Annotated in this window: 15 protein-coding genes and 3 pseudogenes; 13 read left to right on the forward strand and 5 right to left on the reverse strand. The window is 70.3% G+C overall.

Annotated features, from left to right (window positions below; all coding sequences use genetic code 11):
- Positions 1-396 (reverse strand): annotated as a pseudogene (locus LGN10_RS29670) (glyoxylate/hydroxypyruvate reductase A); the annotation flags it as partial.
- A 355-nt stretch (positions 397-751) separates the two neighbouring features.
- Here LGN10_RS29670 and LGN10_RS29675 point away from each other — a divergent pair.
- On the forward strand, positions 752-1375 hold the full coding sequence (locus LGN10_RS29675; protein WP_226225906.1) for an RBBP9/YdeN family alpha/beta hydrolase: 624 nt from the start codon (positions 752-754) through the stop codon (positions 1373-1375).
- A 222-nt stretch (positions 1376-1597) separates the two neighbouring features.
- On the opposite strand, the gene LGN10_RS29680 is transcribed toward LGN10_RS29675, so the two are convergent.
- Positions 1598-1885: a hypothetical protein gene (locus LGN10_RS29680; protein ID WP_226225907.1), complete on the reverse strand. Its 288-nt coding sequence runs from the start codon at positions 1883-1885 to the stop codon at positions 1598-1600.
- Between the two features lie 558 nt (positions 1886-2443).
- Between LGN10_RS29680 and LGN10_RS29685 the strand changes: the two genes are divergently transcribed.
- Genes LGN10_RS29685 through LGN10_RS29695 form a run of 3 tightly spaced genes read left to right on the forward strand, consistent with a single transcriptional unit; the run spans position 2444 to position 6441 of the window.
- Positions 2444-3199 carry a (2Fe-2S)-binding protein gene (locus LGN10_RS29685; protein ID WP_226225908.1) on the forward strand — a complete coding sequence of 252 codons (756 nt, stop codon included), beginning with the start codon at positions 2444-2446 and terminating at the stop codon, positions 3197-3199.
- 18 nt (positions 3200-3217) lie between these two features.
- The gene (locus LGN10_RS29690) at positions 3218-4219 is read left to right on the forward strand and encodes an FAD binding domain-containing protein (protein ID WP_226225910.1); all 1002 of its coding nucleotides are present in this window, start codon (positions 3218-3220) and stop codon (positions 4217-4219) included.
- On the forward strand, positions 4216-6441 hold the full coding sequence (locus LGN10_RS29695) for a xanthine dehydrogenase family protein molybdopterin-binding subunit (RefSeq protein ID WP_226225912.1): 2226 nt from the start codon (positions 4216-4218) through the stop codon (positions 6439-6441). Before LGN10_RS29690 ends, LGN10_RS29695 begins: the two co-directional genes overlap by 4 nt.
- 9 nt (positions 6442-6450) lie before the next feature.
- Here the strand turns inward: LGN10_RS29695 and LGN10_RS29700 are convergent, their stop codons facing one another.
- Positions 6451-7371, reverse strand: a complete 921-nt coding sequence (locus LGN10_RS29700; RefSeq protein WP_226225914.1) for a LysR substrate-binding domain-containing protein — start codon at positions 7369-7371, stop codon at positions 6451-6453.
- Between the two features lie 111 nt (positions 7372-7482).
- Here LGN10_RS29700 and LGN10_RS29705 point away from each other — a divergent pair, with 111 nt between their 5' ends.
- The gene (locus LGN10_RS29705) at positions 7483-8130 is read left to right on the forward strand and encodes a glutathione S-transferase family protein (protein WP_059641289.1); all 648 of its coding nucleotides are present in this window, start codon (positions 7483-7485) and stop codon (positions 8128-8130) included.
- 142 nt (positions 8131-8272) lie between these two features.
- A complete protein-coding gene (locus LGN10_RS29710) occupies positions 8273-10474 on the forward strand; it encodes a TonB-dependent receptor (RefSeq protein ID WP_059641292.1) in 2202 nt (733 codons plus the stop codon).
- Between the two features lie 42 nt (positions 10475-10516).
- Here the strand turns inward: LGN10_RS29710 and LGN10_RS29715 are convergent, their stop codons facing one another.
- Positions 10517-11785, reverse strand: coding sequence for an MFS transporter (locus tag LGN10_RS29715; protein ID WP_226225915.1), 1269 nt, complete (start codon positions 11783-11785; stop codon positions 10517-10519).
- Between the two features lie 106 nt (positions 11786-11891).
- Between LGN10_RS29715 and LGN10_RS29720 the strand changes: the two genes are divergently transcribed.
- The 3 genes and pseudogenes from LGN10_RS29720 to LGN10_RS29730 all read left to right on the forward strand — a co-directional run bounded on the left by LGN10_RS29720 (position 11892) and on the right by LGN10_RS29730 (position 13636).
- Entirely contained in the window at positions 11892-12932 is a 1041-nt protein-coding gene (locus tag LGN10_RS29720) for a LysR substrate-binding domain-containing protein (RefSeq protein WP_226225916.1), read from the forward strand.
- A 115-nt stretch (positions 12933-13047) separates the two neighbouring features.
- Positions 13048-13257: a hypothetical protein gene (locus LGN10_RS29725; protein ID WP_226225918.1), complete on the forward strand. Its 210-nt coding sequence runs from the start codon at positions 13048-13050 to the stop codon at positions 13255-13257.
- A pseudogene (locus LGN10_RS29730) lies at positions 13257-13636 on the forward strand (type II toxin-antitoxin system VapC family toxin). The gene LGN10_RS29725 and the pseudogene LGN10_RS29730 overlap by 1 nt, the downstream one beginning before the upstream one ends.
- 56 nt (positions 13637-13692) lie before the next feature.
- On the opposite strand, the gene dapA reads toward LGN10_RS29730, so the two are convergent.
- A complete protein-coding gene (gene dapA / locus LGN10_RS29735) occupies positions 13693-14586 on the reverse strand; it encodes a 4-hydroxy-tetrahydrodipicolinate synthase (RefSeq protein ID WP_226225920.1) in 894 nt (297 codons plus the stop codon).
- A 451-nt stretch (positions 14587-15037) separates the two neighbouring features.
- Between dapA and LGN10_RS29740 the strand changes: the two genes are divergently transcribed.
- From LGN10_RS29740 to LGN10_RS29760, 4 genes and pseudogenes are all read left to right on the forward strand, one after another.
- Positions 15038-16057: a sulfate ABC transporter substrate-binding protein gene (locus tag LGN10_RS29740; protein WP_060010345.1), complete on the forward strand. Its 1020-nt coding sequence runs from the start codon at positions 15038-15040 to the stop codon at positions 16055-16057.
- Between the two features lie 164 nt (positions 16058-16221).
- The gene (locus tag LGN10_RS29745) at positions 16222-17184 is read left to right on the forward strand and encodes an ion channel (RefSeq protein ID WP_226225921.1); all 963 of its coding nucleotides are present in this window, start codon (positions 16222-16224) and stop codon (positions 17182-17184) included.
- A gap of 224 nt (positions 17185-17408) precedes the next feature.
- Positions 17409-17591, forward strand: coding sequence for a lysozyme inhibitor LprI family protein (locus LGN10_RS29755; protein WP_226225923.1), 183 nt, complete (start codon positions 17409-17411; stop codon positions 17589-17591).
- Positions 17592-17640: 49 nt separating this feature from the next.
- Positions 17641-17778, forward strand: a pseudogene (locus LGN10_RS29760) (acyltransferase); the annotation flags it as partial.
- Between the last annotated feature and the right edge of the window lie 882 nt (positions 17779-18660).

The raw sequence follows: 18660 nt of genomic DNA on the forward strand, positions 1-18660 counted from the left end.
CGGTTCGAGCGGCTGCCAGCGGCGTTCGCGCTGGAGCAGGTCGTATTCGTCGAAGCGGCGCAGGTAGCGCAGCACCGCGTGCGTCACGTATTCGACCATCTGCCGCGCCATGCCCGAATCTTCGAGCTGCACCAGCGGCACGTGCGCGGGCAGCGTGCCTGGATGGGCGTGCTCGAGCGCGAGCAGCGCATCGACGCCCGCGCCGAGGTTGAAGATCGCGCGCAGGCCGTCGCGCGGCGTGAAGAACTCGCGCGGCGCGCGCCAAACGAGCGCGTAGTCGGCGGCGGCCGTATCGCCCGGCTGCCACGCGCGCAGTTCGGCTTCCGGCAGCGCCCGCGCGATCTCGTCGCGCCATGCGTCGGCTTCCTGATGCGGTGAATGGAACAGGATCTTCATTGCGCGAGGGCGCGCGCGCCGGCGAGGCGCGTCACGGGAACGGTGAGCGGAGCCGGGCGCGGCGCGCCGGCGGACATGGCGGACATGGCGGACATCGGGCGTCTCCTGACGGACGGCCCGGCGCGTCGGCGCGGGGCCCGGTTCCGTGTGAAGCTGACGGGAAGCCCACATTCTACGGTTTCGCCGCACATTGCGCCGCCGCACGGAGCGTGCGGCCGATGCGGGCCGTCGTCACGCGCTGGCCGGGCCGCCGCCGGTCGTCGCCCCGCGCAAAAGCAAAGCACAAAATATTGGTTCGGTCGCCGCGTACCCGACGCCACAATCGAACCTCGTGTTCAAGCAAGCGAGGGCAATCATGCGCGCATGCAGCAAATCGGCGTGGCCGCCGCGGCTCGTCACCGTTCCGGGCCTGCACGGCAGCGAAGGCGCCCACTGGCAGACCTGGCTCGAGCGGCAGTTCCCGCGCTCGTTGCGCGTCGAGCAGCACGACTGGGACGCGCCCGATCTCGCGGGCTGGGCGCAATCGGTGCGCGCGCTGCTCGATCGCGAGCGCGGCCCGTTCGTGCTCGCCGCGCACAGCTTCGGCTGCCTCGCGGCCGCGCATGCGCTCGCGCAGTGGCCGCACGTGGGCGATGTGGCGGGCGTGCTGTTCGTCGCGCCGGCCAGCCCGAAGAAATTCACGTTTGCCGGACCGTTCGACGCGCGCCGGCTCGCGGTGCCGTCGATCGTGATCGGCAGCGAGACCGATCCGTGGATGCCGCTCGCCGATGCGCGCGCGCTCGCGCAGCGCCTGGGCAGCGCGTTCGTGAACCTCGGCGACGCCGGGCACATCAACACGGCGGCCGGCTTCGGGCCGTGGCCGCGCGCGAAGTACTTCATCGACACGCTGGTGCATTGCGCGGCGCCGCTGCGCTTTCGCGACGCGGACGACGGCTTCGAGGCCGCGCACGTCGACCGCGCGCTCGCGCACGCGGTCTGACGCGCAGGCCGCGCGGTGGCTGTCGCGCCTACGGCGCGGAAACGGGCCTGACGGCGGCCGGGGCCGAACAGCGGCGCGGCCATGCTCGATACGGCCCGCGAAGCGGCGCGGCACCGTGCCGTTCACGCCGCCATCCACCGTGTCGTCATGCCGGTGGCGGCGCGACGCGAGCGCGCACCGCTCTCCCCGAGCGGTACCGACTTCTGTCAGGCGACAGCGGGATCAGCCCGGCATCGACGCGGCGGCGCTCGACGCGGCCGCGTTCGTGGCGGGCTTCGCATCGTCGTCGTCATCGGGCGGGTAGTGCACGACGGGCGGCGCGAGCGGCGCGGCATCCGACGCGGCGGCGTTCGCGCTCGCGTCGCTGTTGAACGCGCTGGCGGCGCCGTTCGATGCGCCGGCCTGCGGCGCGGCGGCGTCGGTCGCGTTGGCGTCGTGCGGTGCGTCGTCGCTGCAGGCGGCGACGAACACGGCGACACACAGAACGACGGCGACGAAAACGCGACGCATGACTTCTCTCCTGGCAAGGCTGATCGGGAAACGTTTTCGAGTATGCCGCCGCGATGCGACGTTTCGGTGAATCGTTTGCGATTCCGGCGGCATCGCGACATGTTTTCGTCACGCTGACCGGATGCCTTCGCGGTAATCGGCCGCGGCACGCATGGCGGAATTTTCCAGCGAACGCGGATGCTGCGCGCATTTACACGGCGCGCAACGCCGCGGCCCGGCCGTGGTGACGCGGACGCCATGCGCGGCACGGCACATGCGGCCGGCAATTTGTGACCGATGCGTTGCCGGTCACGTCGAAAAATCCGGGCGTTATTGCCGCTTCGTCAGCGAACGGCCAGCCGTGCGCCAGCGTGGCGTCATGGACGCGCAGTCACCGACGCCCCGGCCCGTTTGCCGCCCGGTGTGCGCCACAAGGCGGGGCCGGCATTGCACATGGGCGCTGCTCCCCCCGTTTCGCGGCACCGGAATTGCTCTTTGCGCGATGCGCGTGCCGACCGCGCCGCCCTCCGGGCGCGGGCGGCACATCCGCGTCCATCAACCATGGAGCGAGCAGAAGCCATGTCCAGCGATCGATCCGATTCTCCGTCCGCCGAGCCGACGCGCGACGCCGCCCCGGCGCCGCGCGGGCCCGGCCAGTCAGCGGCGCCGCCGTCGCCGCACGATACGCCGCCCAGCGCCGCGCGGCGCCGCTTCCTGCAATCCGCGGCGGCTGCCGCGACCGTCAGCGCCGCCTCGCACGTTCATCCGCAGCCGCCGCACGCGGCAGCCGCACCTGCCGCGCCCCGCCGCGATTCGGTGCCGGCGCGGTCCGTGCATCTCGACATCAACGGGCGTGCGTACACGCTGCAGCTCGAGCCGCGCGTCACGCTGCTCGACGCGCTGCGCGAATACGCCGGCCTCACGGGCACGAAGAAGGGCTGCGATCGCGGGCAGTGCGGCGCATGCACGGTGCTCGTCGACGGGCGGCGCATCAACGCATGCCTGACGCTCGCGGTGATGCACGAAGGCGAGCGGATCACGACCGTCGAAGGGCTGGCGCGCGGCGGCGAGCTGAGCCCGGTGCAGCGCGCGTTCATCGAACACGATGCGTTCCAGTGCGGCTATTGCACGTCCGGCCAGCTCTGCTCGGCGACCGCGCTGCTCGACGAGTTCGCGGCGGGCGCCGGCAGCGCCGCCACCGACGACGTGCGGCGCCGCCCCGCGCATCTGTCGGACGACGAGATCCGCGAGCGCATGAGCGGCAACCTGTGCCGCTGCGGCGCGTACCCGAACATCGTCGCCGCCGTGCGCGCCGCGCATGCGGCGCATGGCTAGCCGACGGAGGGCACCGCAATGGAAGCGATCTCCTACGAACGCGCGATGGACGTCGCCGGCGCCGTGCGCGCGGCGCAGCGGCCCGGCGCGGCCTTCATCGGCGGCGGCACGAACCTGCTCGACCTGATGAAGGGCGGCGTCGCGCGGCCCGCCGCGCTCATCGACATCACGCGCATCGCCGGCCTCGACGCGGTCGATGCGCTGCCCGGCGGCGGCGTGCGCATCGGCGCGCTCGTGCGCAACAGCGATGCGGCCGATCATCCGCGCCTGCGCGCCGACTATCCGCTGCTGTCGCAGGCGCTGCTCGCCGGCGCGTCCGCGCAATTGCGCAACATGGCGACCGTCGGCGGCAACCTGATGCAGCGCACGCGCTGCCCGTATTTCTACGATCCCGCGTTCGCGCAGTGCAACAAGCGCGAGCCGGGCAGCGGCTGCGCGGCGATCGGCGGCCACAACCGGATGCACGCGATCCTCGGCGCGAGCCCGCAATGCGTGGCGGTGAACCCGTCGGACATGAGCGTCACGCTCGCCGCGCTCGACGCCGTCGTGCAGGTGAGCGGCCCGCGCGGCGCGCGGCAGATTCCGATCGCGTCGTTTCACCGCTTGCCGGGCGATCGTCCCGATCTCGACACGACGCTCGAACCGGGCGAGCTGATCACCGCGGTGGACTTGCCGCCGCCGCGCTTCGCCGACCATGCGCACTATCTGAAAGTGCGGGACCGCGCGAGCTACGCGTTCGCGCTGGTGTCGGTCGCCGCCGCGCTGCGGATGGACGGCCCGCGCATCGCCGATGCGCGGATCGCGCTCGGCGGCGTCGCGCACAAGCCGTTGCGCGCGAGGGAGGCGGAAGCGCATCTCGCGGGCCGCACACCGACCGACGCGACGCTGCGCGAGGCGGCCGCGCTGGCGTTGCGCGATGCGCGGCCGCTCGACGGCAATGGCTTCAAGGTCGCGCTCGCGCAGCGGGCGATCGTCCGTGCGGTCGCAACGGCAGCCGCCACGACGGGAGGTGCCGCATGAACACGATGACGGGACAACCGCTCGACCGTGTCGACGGCGTGCTCAAGGTGACGGGCGGCGCGCACTATGCGGCCGAATTCTCCGATACGCGGCTCGCGCACGCGGTGCTCGTGACGAGCACCATCGCATCCGGCCGCATCGAGTCGATCGACACGGCGCGTGCGCGCACGATGCCCGGCGTGCTGCTCGTGATCACGCACGAGAACGCGATGCGGCTGCCCAACGGCGGCCGGCCGCCGCTGTCGCCGCCCGCGGGGCGCCGGCTCACGCTGTTGCAGGACGACACGGTGCGCTACAGCAACGAACCCGTCGCGGTCGTCGTGGCCGAAACGCTCGAGCAGGCGACCGACGCCGCGCATGCCGTGCAGGTGCGCTATCGCGCGGGCGATGCCGTGGTGGATTTCGCGCACGCGAAGCGCGGCGCGCGCGTGCCGCCGAAGCAGCAGGGCCGCGCGATGGACACGCAGCGCGGCGACGTCGATGCCGGCTTGCGCGAAGGCGCGGTGCGCGTCGACGCAACCTATACGACGCCGATGCAGCACCACAACCCGATCGAGCCGCACGCGACGATGGCACGCTGGGACGGCCCGACGCTCACGCTGCACGATGCGACGCAAGGCGTGTCGGGCGCGAGCACGGCCGTGGCCGCCGTGTTCGGCATCGCGCCGGAACACGTGCGCGTGATTTCGCCGTTCCTCGGCGGCGGCTTCGGCTGCAAGGGTTCGTCGTGGTCGCACGTGTCGTTGTGCGCGATGGCGGCGAAGCAGGTGGGGCGCCCGGTCCGGCTAGCGCTGACGCGGCCGCAGATGTTCGGCCCGGTCGGCGGGCGGCCGTTCACCGAACAGCGCGTCGTGCTGGCCGCCCGTCGCGACGGCAAACTGACCGCGATGCGCCACGACACGATCGCCACCACGTCGACGTTCGAGGACTGGATGGAGATGTGCGGGATGCCGTCGCGGATCATGTACGCGGTGCCGAACCACGCGACCACGCACCGGATCGTGTCGCTGAACGTCGGCACGCCGACGTTCATGCGCGCGCCCGGCGAGGCGTCGGGTTCGTTCGCGCTGGAATCGGCGATGGACGAACTCGCGTGGCGGCTCGGCATGGACCCGGTCGCGCTGCGGCTCGCGAATTATGCGGAGGTCGATCCGCAGGACGGCAAGCCGTGGTCGAGCAACAAGCTGCGCGAATGCTACGAGGTCGGCGCGCGGCGCTTCGGCTGGTCGCGCCGCACCGGCGCGCCGCGCACGATGCGCGACGGCGACACGCTGATCGGTCTCGGGATGGCGGCCGCCACGTATCCGGCGAACCGCAGCGAAGCGTCCGCGCGTGCGCGCATCCTGCCGGACGGCACGGCCGAAGTCGCGTCGGGCACGCAGGACATCGGCACCGGCACCTACACGGTGATGACGCAGGTCGCGGCCGACGCGCTCGGTTTCGCGCCGCGGAACGTGCGCTTCGCGCTCGGCGATTCCAGCCTGCCGCGCGCGCCGGTATCGGGCGGCTCGCAGTCGGCCGCGAGCGTGGCGCCCGCCGTGCGCGAGGCCGCGCTGCAGGCGCGTGCGAAGCTGATCGCGCTGGCGATCGCCGATCCCGGCTCGCCGCTGCACGGCGCCGCGGCCGATGACGTGACGGTCGACAACGGCTGGGTCGTGCATCGCGGCGAGCCGTCGCGGCGCGATCCGGCCGCGGCGGTGATCGCGCGGGCGGGCGGCCAGCCGATCGACGCGCAGGCGACGGCGAAGCCCGGCGACGAGAAGTCGCGCTATGCGTCCCATTCGTTCGGCGCGGTGTTTGCCGAAGTGCACGTGGACGCCGAGCTCGGCACGATTCGCGTACCGCGCATCGTCGGCGTCTACAGCGTCGGCAGCCTGCTCAACGCGAAGACCGCGCGCAGCCAGTTGATCGGCGGGATGGTGTGGGGGCTCGGCACCGCGCTCGAGGAAGGCTCGCATCTCGACGTGCGGCACGGCCGCTTCACGAACGCGAATCTCGCCGAATACCACGTGCCCGTCAACGCGGACATCGGCGAGCTCGACGTGAGCTTCGTCGACGAAAGCGACACGCATTTCAATCCGCTCGGCATTCGCGGCATCGGCGAGATCGGGATCACCGGCGTGCCGGCCGCGATCGCCAACGCGGTCTATCACGCGACCGGCGTGCGCGTGCGCGATCTGCCGATCACGCTCGACAAGGTGGCGATGCCGGTGCGCGCGTGAGCGCCGGCGTCAGCGCCGCGGCGTCCTGCGCCGCACTTCGCTGCGCAGCCAGTCGAGCCACGTGCGGATCGCCGCTTCGCGGGGATGGCCGGGGCGCCACACGACGTAGTGCGCATACACGTCGGTGATGCGCACGCTCGACACACGCACGAGCGTGCCGCGCGCGAGCTCGGGCTCGATCAGCGAGCGGCGCGCGAGCGCGACGCCGCGGCCTTGCAGCGCCGCGGCGATCAGCGCGTTCGCATCGGTGAAGCGCGGTGCGCGCGCGGATTCGGTGAGGTCGAGCCGCGCGGCCTGGAACCACGGTTCCCACGGTTGCGCGGGATGGCGCAGCAGCGTCGCGCGCACGAGATCGGCCGGCGCGCGCGGGGCGACGCCGTCGCGATTGCGGTACGCGGGGCTCGCGACCGGAAAGATCGTCTCGTTCATCAGCTTCTCGGCGACCACACCGGGCCACGTGCCGGGCCCGTAGCGCAGCGCGACGTCGATGCGGTCGCGCTTGCGCAGCGGCGCGAGCGCCACGTCCGGATGCAGCACGATCGAGATGTGCGGATGCGCGGCCGAGAAACGCGCCAGGCGCGGCGCGAGCCAGCGCTCGGCGACGCTCGGCAGCACGCTCACGTTCAGCGTCGCGTCGCAGGTGCGCGGGCGGCGGCGCACCGCCAGCGCCGGCTCGAACGCGCGTTCGAGCACGCTCAGGCCCTGGCGCACCTGCAGCGCGAGCGCGTGCGCGGCGTGCGTCGGCGTCGCGCCGTTGCGTTCGCGCGTGAACAGCGGATAGCCGAGCTGCGCCTCGAGCGCGCGGATGTGCTGGCTGACCGCGCCTTGCGTGAGCGCGAGCTCGTCCGCCGCGCGCGTGAAGCTCTGCAGCCGCACGGCGGCTTCGAACGCGCGCAGCGTCTGCAGCGGAGGGAGATGGATGCGTCGCATGCGGGTATTAGTAGCACTAATGCTCGAGCACGACAATTCATCGTTTGCCGCGCGCCGGCATGCGTTCCTACACTCGGTTCCGTCTTCCACAGCCCCGTCGGGCCCACCGCCATGAACGCCTATCGTCTCTATCTTTCGCCGGGCGCCTGCTCGCTCGCCGCTCACATCGCGCTGGAGGAAACCGGCGCGCCGTTCGACGTCGAGATCGTCTCCGTGAAGCAGCGGCAGAACCTCGAAGCGCGCTACCTCGCGATCAACGCGAAGGCGCGCGTGCCCGTGCTCGCGATTCCGGGCGAGCCGCGCGTGCTGACCGAAACGCCGGCGATCCTCACGTATCTCGCGCGCCGCTATCCGGACGCGCAATTGCTGCCGCTCGACGATCCGCTGCGCGAGGCGCGCTGCCACGAATGGCTCGCCTGGCTGGTCGGCTGGGTGCACGGCGTCGGCTACGGCGCGCTGTGGCGGCCGGGCCGTTTCATCGACGATCCGGCGCTGCACGGCGCGATCAGCGCGCATGGGCGCAGCACGATCGAGGCCGCGAACGCGTCGATCGAAGCCCTGCTGGCCGACGGCCGCACGTGGGCCGAGCCGGGCGCGCATTCGATCGTCGATCCGTTCCTGCTCGTGCTGTATCGCTGGGGCGTCGCGATCGGGCTCGACATGACGCGGCATCCCGCATGGACCGCGCATGCGCAGCGCGAGGCCGAACGGCCGGCCGCGCGGCGCGCGCTGGCGCGCGAGGCCGCGCAAGCGACCTGAGCGGCCGACGCGGGCCTGACGCGCTGCTCCGGCGTTTCGGTCGCGCGTTCGTTCGGACCGCGAAGTTCGGACGTGTCCAATTGCGGCGTCGACGCCATTCCATTTAAATGAGAATCATTATCATCAATGGAATGGAGTGAGCATGAGCAGTTGCATTTTGTCGAGCGCGACGCCGCCGCGTCGCGCGACCGCGTCCGTCGCGTTCGCGATGATCGCCTGTGCGGCCGCGCCGGCGTGCGCGGAAGAAGGCGAGCCGGGGCAGGCGCCGCACCTCGATCCGATCTTCGTTCGCGGCGCGCACGACGCAGGCTCGCGCGTCGATCGGTCGGGCTCGGCCAAATATGCGACGCCGCTGCTCGACGTGCCGCAGACGATCACCGTCGTGCCGCGCGCGGTGCTGGACGAACAGCAGGCGCTGAGCCTGCGCGAAGCGCTGTCGAACGTCGCCGGCATCACGTTCAACGCGGGCGAGGGCGGCGGGGGCTCGGGCGACAGTTTCAATATCCGCGGTTTCGGCGCGAACGCGAACATGCAGCTCGACGGGCTGCGCGACAGCGCGCAGAACAATCGCAGCGACCTGTTCAACATCGACGCGGTGGAGGTGATCAAGGGGCCGAACTCGGTGTTCGGCGGCGCCGGCACCACGGGCGGCTCGGTGAACCTGGTCAGCAAGACGCCGAAGGCCGGCGCGTTGACCGAAGCCGGCGCGGTGCTCGGCACGTCCGACTACCGCCGCGTGACGCTCGATACGAACCAGCCGCTGCCCGGCGCCGACGGCAAGGCCGCGTTCCGCCTGAACGCGATGGCGCACATCAACGACGTGCCGGGCCGCGACGACATTCGCAAGCGGCGCTGGGGCGTCGCGCCGTCGCTCGCGTTCGGCCTCGGCACGCCGACGCGCGTCACGCTCGGCTATTTCCATCAGTACGACAACAACCTGCCCGACTACGGGCTGCCTGCGCGCGACGGGCAGGTGCTGGCCGGCGTGTCGCGCGACAGCTACTTCGGCTGGCGCAATCTCGATCGCGAACGCATCATGTCCGACACGTTCACCGTCAAGGCCGAGCACGACGTGTCGCCGCACCTGAAGGTGCAGAACCTGAGCCGCTACACGCACCTGAATCGCGATACTGTGGTGTCCGCGTCGCACGTGAATCTGCAGGGGCTGCCGCCGGGGCGCTACAAGCCGGCCGGGCCGCAGGGCTACGGCCGCGATGCGTCGACGGCGATGTGGGCGAACCAGACCAACGTCACGAGCGAATTCGCGACGTTCGGCATCGGGCACACGCTCGTCACGGGCTTCGAAATTTCGCGGGAAACGTACGGTCGCACCACGTATTCCTACGGGCTCAACCGTTTCTATCCGGCCAACGGTTTCGCGCTCACCGCGCCGCCCGGCGTGTGGCTCGGCCCCGCGAAGCGCGAGAACAGCGCGCGCAGCGATACCGAGCTCATCGTGAAGGCGCTGTACGCGTTCGACACGCTCTCGCTCGGCCGCTACTGGGACATCGACGTCGGGCTGCGTCACGACTGGATCGACGGCTGGGCCGAAAGCACGCCGGCCGGCAAGCCGACCGAGCGCGCGGCGAACAGCGACCGCCATCTGAGCACGCGCGCGGGGCTCGTGTTCAAGCCGACGGACAACGGCCGCGTGTATTTCTCGTACGGCACGTCGTTCAATCCGTCCGCCGAATTTCTCGTGAGCAACGGCTCGGGCCTCAACGCGGCGACCGAGTCGCTCGCGCCCGAGAAAAACGAGAGCTTCGAGCTTGGCACGAAATGGGAAGGGCTGGCCGGCATCGCGCTGAACGGCGCGCTGTTCCAGACCGAGAAGAAAAACGCGCGCGAGCGCATGGCCGACGGCAGCTACGCGCTCGTGGGCCGGCAGCGCGTGCGCGGCATCGAGCTCGGCGCGGCCGGCAAGGTGACGCCGCAGTGGGACGTGTTCGCGAATTACACGTACCTGGCGAGCGTCACGCTCAGTTCGCCGGCCACGCCGCGCCGCGATGGGCAGGCGCTCGGCAACACGCCGCGGCACGCGCTCAACCTGTGGACGACCTATCGGCTGCCGGCAGGCTGGACGATCGGCTACGGCTCGCACTTCGTCGGCCGGCGCAACGTGACGTCCGAAGGCGGCAGCCAGCTCGGCGCGTATTGGGTGCACAACCTGATGGCCGGCTACGAAGTGAACCGCCGGCTGCGTTTCCAGCTGAATATCGACAACCTGTTCGACCGCGCGTATGTCGAGCGCGTGCGGCAGGTGTTGGGAAGCGAGTCGCGATCGTCGGCCGTCGAGTTCGGCGACGGCCGTTCGGCGATGCTGTCGGCCGTGTACAAGTTCTGACCGTCTCGCGCACGCTGCCGCGAACGTTGCCGCGTCGGCCCGCTATCGCGCGAACAGCGGGTAGGTCGCGGCGGCGATCAGCGCGGTCGCGAGCCACACCACGCTCCACGAACTGACGGCCAGCAGCGGCGGAATCGCGAGCGGCGTCGCGAACAGCCCGAGATACACGACCGTATTCGCCATCCCGAGCGCGGTGCCGGCGTGGTTCGCACCCGCGAGCGTTGCGAGCTCGGTGTACGCGACGCCGTGCCACGCCGATACGCAGATGCCCGCGAACACGAGAATCGCGACGATCGCCGCGAGCGGCACGTGCGGGCTGCCGGCCGTCGCGGCCGCGAGCAGCGCGAACGATCCGGCCGCGACGCACACCGACCCGCGCAGGTACGCACGCCGGTTGCCGTACCGGTCGGTATGGCGGCCGCTCCACACGCGCATCACCATTGCGCCGACCTGCAGCGCGACCATTGCCGCGCTGATGCCGGCGAGGCCGAGCCGGCCGAAATCGTGCAGGAACACGGTCGCGAACGTGAGCACCGCGAACTGCGGGGCGCACAGCGCGCCGATGCCGAGCACGATGCGCCACACGCGGCCGCTCGCGAGCGGGCTGGGCATCGGTGCGGCCGGCGGTGGCGGCGCGAGGGGGCGGCCTGCGGTGGCGGGCGTCGCAGCCGTCGCATCGGGCGGCTCGTGCAGCCAGCGCCACGTCAACGCGGCCGAGCCGGCGCACAGCAGCATCAGCGCGCCGTACACCCCGGCGAAGCCCGCATGCGACGCAAGCGACGGCAGCAGCGCCGCGCCGAGGCCGCCGCCGAGCGGCACGGCCGTCTGGCGGATGCTCATCGCGAGCCCGCGCTCGCGCTCGCCGAACCAGCGCATCACCGCACGTCCGCTCGACCCGTTCACGCTGCCGCCGAGCAGGCCGACGCAGCCCATGGCCGCGGCGACCCGCATCAGCGGCGGCACCGCGTGCGCGGTCGGGACGATCGTGCCCACCATCAGCGCGAGCATCGCGGCCGTCGCGACGAGCCCGGTCAGCAGCACGCGGCGGTCGCCGAAGCGGTCGGCGGCGATTCCCCAAGGCAGCTCGGACAGCGCGACGCCGAACCCGAGCGCGCCGAGCACGAGGCCGAGCGCGCCGTTGTCGAGGTGATACGCGGCGCGCATCCAGACGGCCGTGGTCGGGATGCCGGCCGCGGCGGCCGAAAAGCTCATGTTCGCGGCGACGCCGGCGGCCAGCACGCGCCAGCGATGGGCCGGCCCGCGCCCGTCGCGGGCAGGCGAAGAGGGGGAAGCGATGCACGAGGTATCCATGACGGCAGGCCCGGTTCGAAGTTGACGTCCACAGTCTGGCGGCCTACATTCATCCTGAAAATCGGAAAGTTTTTGATGAATCGTTCGATAAATCAGGATGGTTGAGATGGCCGGACAAGACACTTCGCGCGATGGCGGCGAGGCCGTCGCGGGCGCCGATGCCGCACTCGCGCGGCCCAACTTCGACGTCGCGGCGTTGCGCAGCCTCGTCGCGGGCGTGGATCTCGGCAGTTTCGCGAAGGCGGCCGATCGCGTCGCGCGCTCGTCGTCGGCGGTGAGCGCGCAGATCCGCAAGCTCGAGGAGCAGGCCGGCACGCCGCTGTTCGTGAAGGCCGGGCGCGGGCTCGCGCTGACCGACGCCGGCGACGCGATGCTGCGCTACGCGCGGCGGATGATCGAGCTGAACGACGAGGCGGCCGCGGCCGTGCGCGGCGTGAATCTCGACGGCTGGGTACGGGTCGGGTTGCAGGAGGATTTCGGTGAAGCGATCCTGCCCGACGTGCTCGGGCGCTTCGCGCGCGCGCATCCGAAGGTGAAGATCGAGGCGCGCGTGGCGCGCAACGCCGATCTGCTCGACCGGCTCGATGCGAACCAGCTCGATCTGGCGCTCGTATGGGGCGAGCCGGCGTCGGCGGCGCTCGTGTCGCGGGCGGGGATCGACAGCGAAGCGATCGCGCTCGTGCCGATGCAGTGGATCGGCGCGGCGGCGGGCGGTGGTCTCGGCGTGCCGGATGGCGGCGGGGACGCGGGCGCGAGCGGCGGCGACGAAACGCACGATCGCGCCGTGCGCGCGGCGGGCGAGCCGTTGCCGCTCGTCGTGTTCGACCGGCCGTGCCGGTTCTTCGGCGCGGCGACCGATGCGCTGGACCGCGCGGGCGTGCCGTGGCGCGTCGCGTTCACGACGCCGAGCCTGGCCGGGCTATGGGCGGCCGCGGCGGCCGGCCTCGGGCTCACGGTGCGCTCGCATTACGGGCTGCCCGCGTCGGTGCGCGGGCTCGATGCGGCGTCGTGCGGGCTGCCGGCGCTGCCGAGCCTGCCGCTGATCCTGCTGCGGCGTACGTCGTCGGCGACGCCGACGGTCGATCGGCTCGCGCGGATCGTCACGCAGGCGGTGCGGGGGGCGACGGAGGGGGCGGTGGCGGCGTGATGAAACGCTCGATTGCCGTCGCGGGCCGCGGTTCGGTCGTTCCTCTGCCGATCGGCCGAATGGATCGATCGGGCAAACCTGACTACAGTGATGATCACTTGAAACGGAGGTCATCATGCAAAACGCAAATACACCGGGCGCCAGCGCGGTCGATCCGGCGCAACGGGCGGAAGCCTCGATCCGCGACGGCGGGCCGTCAGCCGATTGCCCCGTGCCCGTCAATCCGCCCGTTCGGTTCGGTGTCCTGCAAGGGCAGGCGTGGATCGCGGACGACTTCGATGCCCCGCTGCCCGATGACTTGCTGGATGCATTCGAAGGGCGCTGATGCGGCTGTTGCTCGATACGCACATATTTTTGTGGATCGTGACGAATGACCCCAAGCTCAGCGCCCGAGCGCGCAGCGTGATCTCGGCCGCCGACGAGCGTTTCGTCGCAGCGCAAGTATCTGGGAGGCTGCCATCAAGGCCGGACTGGGCAAGCTCGATATCGACGTCGGCGAGCTGATGCGGGCGATCGGGCCGAGCGGGATCCGCGAACTGCCGGTTCGGGCGGCGCATGGGGCCGCGGTCCGCGATTTGCCGCATCACCATCGTGATCCCTTCGATCGTTTGCTGGTTGCCCAGGCGCGGCTCGAGCCGCTTCAGCTCGTGACGGCCGACGCTCATCTTGCACGGTATGACCTGTCTCTCGTTTTGACAGTTTGAAGCAATCTGTCGGTGCGCGATCCATCGGTCGCCTGCACGTCACGTAGCGTTGCGGTTCATGCGACGGCGATGTCCGGCTCGATTTCATGCAGTTCCGCGGAAATGGCTGCCAGTCGCGCCCGCAATCCCTCGCTGGCCGGCACGAACGGCAGCCGCAACCCGTCCTCGCACCATCCTTGCGCGGCGAGCACGGCCTTCACCGGCGCCGGGTTCGGTTCCGCGAACAGCGCCGCGACGAGCGGCTGCAGCGCGACCGCCAGGCGCCGCGCGTCGGCGAGCCGCCCGTCGCGCAGCCACGCGTGAATCCGCACGTGCCATTCGGGCAGCACGTGCGCGCTGCTCGCGATCGCGCCGTGCGCGCCCGCGCACATCGCCGCGAAGTTCTGGTTGTCGTCGCCGGACAGGATCGCGAGCGGCGTGTCGTGCACGAGCCGGCTCATCCGGTCGAGCGTGCCGCCGCATTCCTTGATGCCGGCGACGCGCGAGTCGCGCGCGAGCGCCTGCAGCGTGTCCAGTTCGACGTTCACGCCCGTGCGGTACGGGATGTTGTAGACGAGCACCGGCAGGTCGGCCGCGTCGACGATCGCTTCGACATGGCGGCGGACGCCGTCCTGCGTCGGCCGCACGTAGACGGGCGGCGTGACGAGCAGCCCGTCGGGGCGCAGCGCCGCGAATTCGCGCGCGCGGGCGGCCGCGAAGTGCGTCGCGCTCGCGGTCAGCCCGACGACGATCGGCAGCCCGGGCGCCGCGTCGCGCAGCGTCGCGAACACCGCGTCCTGTTCGCGCGCGTCGAGCAGTACGCCTTCACCGGTCGTCGCACCCGCGACGAAACCCGCGATGCCGGCGGCCGCATAGTGGCGCGCGAGCCGCGCGAGCGCCGCATGGTCGACCTCGCCGCGGTGGAACGGCGTGATGATCGGCAGCCAGATACCTTCGAAACGTGTGTTCATGCAAAGCCTCATGGTGGAAACGGAGTGGGAAGGAACCGTTCCGCCGGCGGCGTGCCGGAGCGAGGCGTGCATGCAAGGAGAAAGAAACGACCTGCGGGCATCCCGTCCGGCATTCGCCTGACGGGACGCGACGTCCCCGTCAGTCGAGGAGTCGTTTTTTCAGTTTCAGCCCGGCCGCGCGCGCACCTGCCGCGACGGCGGCGAGGATCGAGGGCGAGCGCAGGGTAGCGGACATGGATGAACCGTGAATGGGCTGAGCGGCGATCTTAACACCGGAGCGGCGGCGCGCGCGAGCCGCGGCCGCCGTTTAGCAGAATTCGAGATTTGCTTTCCACGACTGATTGGAAGGCGCGCTGCGGCCGGCCGCTAGAATGCCCGCTTACGTTTCGATGACAGCACGTACGCGTACGGTCACGCATATTCACCACCACTGGAAACGGGGCATATCACGATGGCAAGCATCAAGGGGATCGGCCGCTGGCTGCACACGGGCGCGACGGCGGCGCTGGTCGTGGCGGCGACCGCCGCGCACGCGGACACGTCGATCCTGAACGTGTCGTACGACGTGACGCGCGAGCTGTACAAGGACATCAACGCGAGCTTTGCCGCCGCCTACAAGCAGAAGACGGGCGAGACGGTCACGATCAAGCAGTCGCACGGCGCGTCGAGCGCGCAGGCGCTGTCGGTGCTGCAAGGGCTGCAGGCCGACGTCGTGACGATGAACCAGCCGAATGACATCGACCTGCTCGCCGAGCGCGGCCAACTGCTGCCGAAGGATTGGCGCGCGCGCTTCCCGGACAACAGCTCGCCGTACTCGACGACGATGGTGTTCCTCGTGCGCAAGGGCAACCCGAAGGCGATCAAGGACTGGAGCGATCTCGCGAAGCCGGGCGTGCAGGTGATCATCGCGAACCCGAAGACGTCGGGCAACGGCCGCTACGCGTATCTCGCCGCGTGGGGCTTCCAGAAGCAGAAGGGCGCGACCGACCAGCAGGCGCTCGACTTCGAGAAGGCGATCTTCCGCAACGTGCCGGTGCTCGATTCGGGCGGCCGCGGCGCGACGACGACGTTCACGCAGCGCGGCATCGGCGACGTGCTCGTCACGTTCGAGAACGAGGTCGCGCTGATGGACACGGGCGCGTCGGGCGCGCAGTTCGACGCCGTGTATCCGTCGGCGAGCATCCTCGCGGAGCCGCCCGTCGCCGTCGTCGACAAGGTGGTCGACAAGAAGGGCACGCGCAAGGTCGCGCAGGCGTATCTCGACTACCTGTACACGCCGCAAGCGCAGGAGATCATCGCGCAGCATCATCTGCGCCCGCGCGACGCGACCGTGCTGAAGAAGCACGCGGCCGAGTTCAAGGCGCTGAAGACGTTCAGCGTCGAGCAGGTTTTCGGCAGCTGGGCGAACGCGCAGAAGACCCATTTCGCCGACGGCGGCACGTTCGACCAGGTAATCGTCGACCGCAAGTGAGCGCGGCGCGCGCCACGCGCGGGCTCGCATGACGACGCAGCCGGCCGCATGGGCGGCCGGTTTTTTTATGGCGGCGCGGCGGATTGCCGTGCCGAACCGGTCCGCATTCCCGGCCGCCGCCGCGCGTGCTACGCTCATCGCCTTCCTGCAACCGGCGCCGCGCGATGAACGTCGATTCGTCCTCCCCAGCCTCCCGCGGCCGTGGCCGCAAGATCTGGTCGGGCACCCGCCCGGTGATCGCGTACGGGATGCCGCCGCTCGGCTGGCGCGACTTCTATCACCGCGCGCTGACGGTGAGCTGGCCCGTGTTCTTCCTGTCGCTCGCGGTGCTGTTCCTGCTGCTCAACAGCGGCTTCGCGGCGCTCTACCTGCTCGGCCAGGCGCCGATCGCGAACCAGTCGCCGGCCGGCTTCGGCGGCGCGTTCTTCTTCAGCGTCGAGACGCTCGCGACCGTCGGCTACGGCGACATGCATCCGCAGACCGTTTATGCGCACCTCGTCGCGACGTTCGAGATCTTCGTCGGGATGTCGAGCATCGCGCTGGCCACGGGGCTCGTGTTCGCGCGGTTTTCTCGGCCGCAAGCGAAGATCCTGTTCGCGCGCCACGCGATCGTGCGGCCGCTGAACGGCCGGATGACGCTGATGGTGCGCGCCGCGAATGCCCGCCAGAACGTGATTGCCGAGGCGCAGGCGAAACTGCGGCTGATGCGCGTCGAAGGCACGCACGAGGGCTACTCGCTGCGCAAGATTCACGACCTGCCGCTCGTGCGCAATGAGCATCCGATCTTCCTGCTCGGCTGGAACCTGATGCACGTGATCGACGAGTCGAGCGCGCTGTTCGGCGAGACGCCCGAGTCGCTCGCCGCGCGCGACGCGCAATTGCTGATCACGATCGAGGGATCGGACGAGACGACCGCCCAGGTCATGCAGGCGCGCCATGTGTGGGTGCATGGCGACATCCGCTGGCATCACCGCTACGTCGACCTGATGCACGACCAGGACGGCATCACGCACATCGATTACACGCATTTTCACGACGTCGTGCCGATCGACGCCGATACCGACGAGCGCGGTTCGCCGGGCGTGGTGATCGACGCGGGTGCGCCGGGGCCGGGCGCACAGGCGTGATCGACGTTGGCCGGGCGCCGCCCCGTTGCACGTCGAGCGTGCAGCAAGCGCGCTGCACGCGTGCGATGCTGCCCCCAACCGAACGCGACGGGGTTGCCCGACGCGCCGGCGAATTTCTCGGCCATCGCCGGTTCGAGGCAGGGAGCGCGCGCCGCCGCTTGGGTACCGCTACCGGATAAACGGCTGTTGACCTTTTGCGACCTTTTTCTGGCGTCTATCTGGCTTTGGCGGCATCGAACAAGGAATTCGCAAAGTATCGCGCGGCTCAATGTGAATTCTCCGCTTCGCTGAGCGGCGGTGGAGCGGGTAACGCCCACGAGATGGGGCGCTTGGCCTGTGTCGCGGCACTCAACGGCGCACGCGTTGAGCAACTGCGCAACGCCGTATCCGACTTGCCGTCGAAGTAGCGCCGAAGCTTACGCCGGCCAGCACGGCCGGACGACATGCGAACGGACCGGTGCGACGATCGGCGGCGGCGCGACGGTCGGCGCGAACGCCGTGGTCGGCGCGGGTTCGGTCGTGACGCGGGAGGTTCCGCCGGATACGCTGGTCGGTGGAAATCCGGCGCAGATCATTCGATCGATTACCGAGTGACGATGGCTGACGGCCTCTTCAGCGGGGAGGTGAATGTGGACAACCGGCCCGCCGACCACTCTGAACGCTGTGGATGCGAACGGTGAGTGTATGGCTGGAGCCAGCATTGGCGGGACTTCCCGGCATTCGACACCGATCGAGGGCAGACGCATGAGCCGACGTTGCCGATGCGCTGGCCGCACATTCCTGCGCGGCGTCGGTTGTGGATATCCCGGCCCCGAATCACTCGCCACGCTGTGCTTTCCATCGGTGAGCGCGATGCAGGGTGTGGACAACCGCGCCCTGAACGACGAAAAATGCTGTGCTTTTGAAGGGTGAGTGTCGGCGACCGATTGCGGGTGAGGCTTGCCTGGTGCGGATTTCCGGGCGTCGAGCGCGCGTCGCGCGGGAATGCGGGGACGCCGCGCATTCTAACGGCACGCGCGGGTCGGCGATAGATCTGGATGCGTATCGCGGTGTGGATATCTCGTGGCCAAATTCAGTCGCAGCGCTGTGTATTTCAATGGTGAGCGTCGGAGGGGCGACCGAATGGCGTGTCCGTTCGTGATCTTCGGCACCGCTTCGAGCGGTTGCGCATTCTAACCGTACATGCGATCGCGCGTTCCGTTCGAGTTCGTGCACCGATGCGGATAGCCGGTCGCCGAAGCCAGTCGACCTGCTGTGTATTTCAGCGGTGAGGGGGCGCGTGCATGCGGCGCGGCCGCGTCTGCGCGGATCCCGGTCCACGGAGCGCAGCGTGGGCGGGGGGGGGGGCGGCTGTTCGCGCCGAGGCGCCGCCTTCGTGCGACCGGACGCCCATGCTCACCGTTGAATTTCACAGCGTCTCGACTGGCCTCGGGCGCGGTTGTCCACACTCGGATCGGCACCCTGGTTGGATCGTCG

It is taken from the genome of Burkholderia sp. AU32262, assembly GCF_020419985.1.
In the GTDB taxonomy this organism is placed as follows: domain Bacteria; phylum Pseudomonadota; class Gammaproteobacteria; order Burkholderiales; family Burkholderiaceae; genus Burkholderia; species Burkholderia semiarida.

What these genes read in the sequence shown, in the direction of transcription:
- LGN10_RS29675 (WP_226225906.1), top strand. Translation starts at nt 752, where the DNA reads ATGCGCGCATGCAGCAAATCGGCGTGGCCGCCGCGGCTCGTCACCGTT.
- LGN10_RS29680 (WP_226225907.1), bottom strand. Translation starts at nt 1,885, where the DNA reads ATGCGTCGCGTTTTCGTCGCCGTCGTTCTGTGTGTCGCCGTGTTCGTC.
- LGN10_RS29685 (WP_226225908.1), top strand. Translation starts at nt 2,444, where the DNA reads ATGTCCAGCGATCGATCCGATTCTCCGTCCGCCGAGCCGACGCGCGAC.
- LGN10_RS29690 (WP_226225910.1), top strand. Translation starts at nt 3,218, where the DNA reads ATGGAAGCGATCTCCTACGAACGCGCGATGGACGTCGCCGGCGCCGTG.
- LGN10_RS29695 (WP_226225912.1), top strand. Translation starts at nt 4,216, where the DNA reads ATGAACACGATGACGGGACAACCGCTCGACCGTGTCGACGGCGTGCTC.
- LGN10_RS29700 (WP_226225914.1), bottom strand. Translation starts at nt 7,371, where the DNA reads ATGCGACGCATCCATCTCCCTCCGCTGCAGACGCTGCGCGCGTTCGAA.
- LGN10_RS29705 (WP_059641289.1), top strand. Translation starts at nt 7,483, where the DNA reads ATGAACGCCTATCGTCTCTATCTTTCGCCGGGCGCCTGCTCGCTCGCC.
- LGN10_RS29710 (WP_059641292.1), top strand. Translation starts at nt 8,273, where the DNA reads ATGAGCAGTTGCATTTTGTCGAGCGCGACGCCGCCGCGTCGCGCGACC.
- LGN10_RS29715 (WP_226225915.1), bottom strand. Translation starts at nt 11,785, where the DNA reads ATGGATACCTCGTGCATCGCTTCCCCCTCTTCGCCTGCCCGCGACGGG.
- LGN10_RS29720 (WP_226225916.1), top strand. Translation starts at nt 11,892, where the DNA reads ATGGCCGGACAAGACACTTCGCGCGATGGCGGCGAGGCCGTCGCGGGC.
- LGN10_RS29725 (WP_226225918.1), top strand. Translation starts at nt 13,048, where the DNA reads ATGCAAAACGCAAATACACCGGGCGCCAGCGCGGTCGATCCGGCGCAA.
- dapA (WP_226225920.1), bottom strand. Translation starts at nt 14,586, where the DNA reads ATGAACACACGTTTCGAAGGTATCTGGCTGCCGATCATCACGCCGTTC.
- LGN10_RS29740 (WP_060010345.1), top strand. Translation starts at nt 15,038, where the DNA reads ATGGCAAGCATCAAGGGGATCGGCCGCTGGCTGCACACGGGCGCGACG.
- LGN10_RS29745 (WP_226225921.1), top strand. Translation starts at nt 16,222, where the DNA reads ATGAACGTCGATTCGTCCTCCCCAGCCTCCCGCGGCCGTGGCCGCAAG.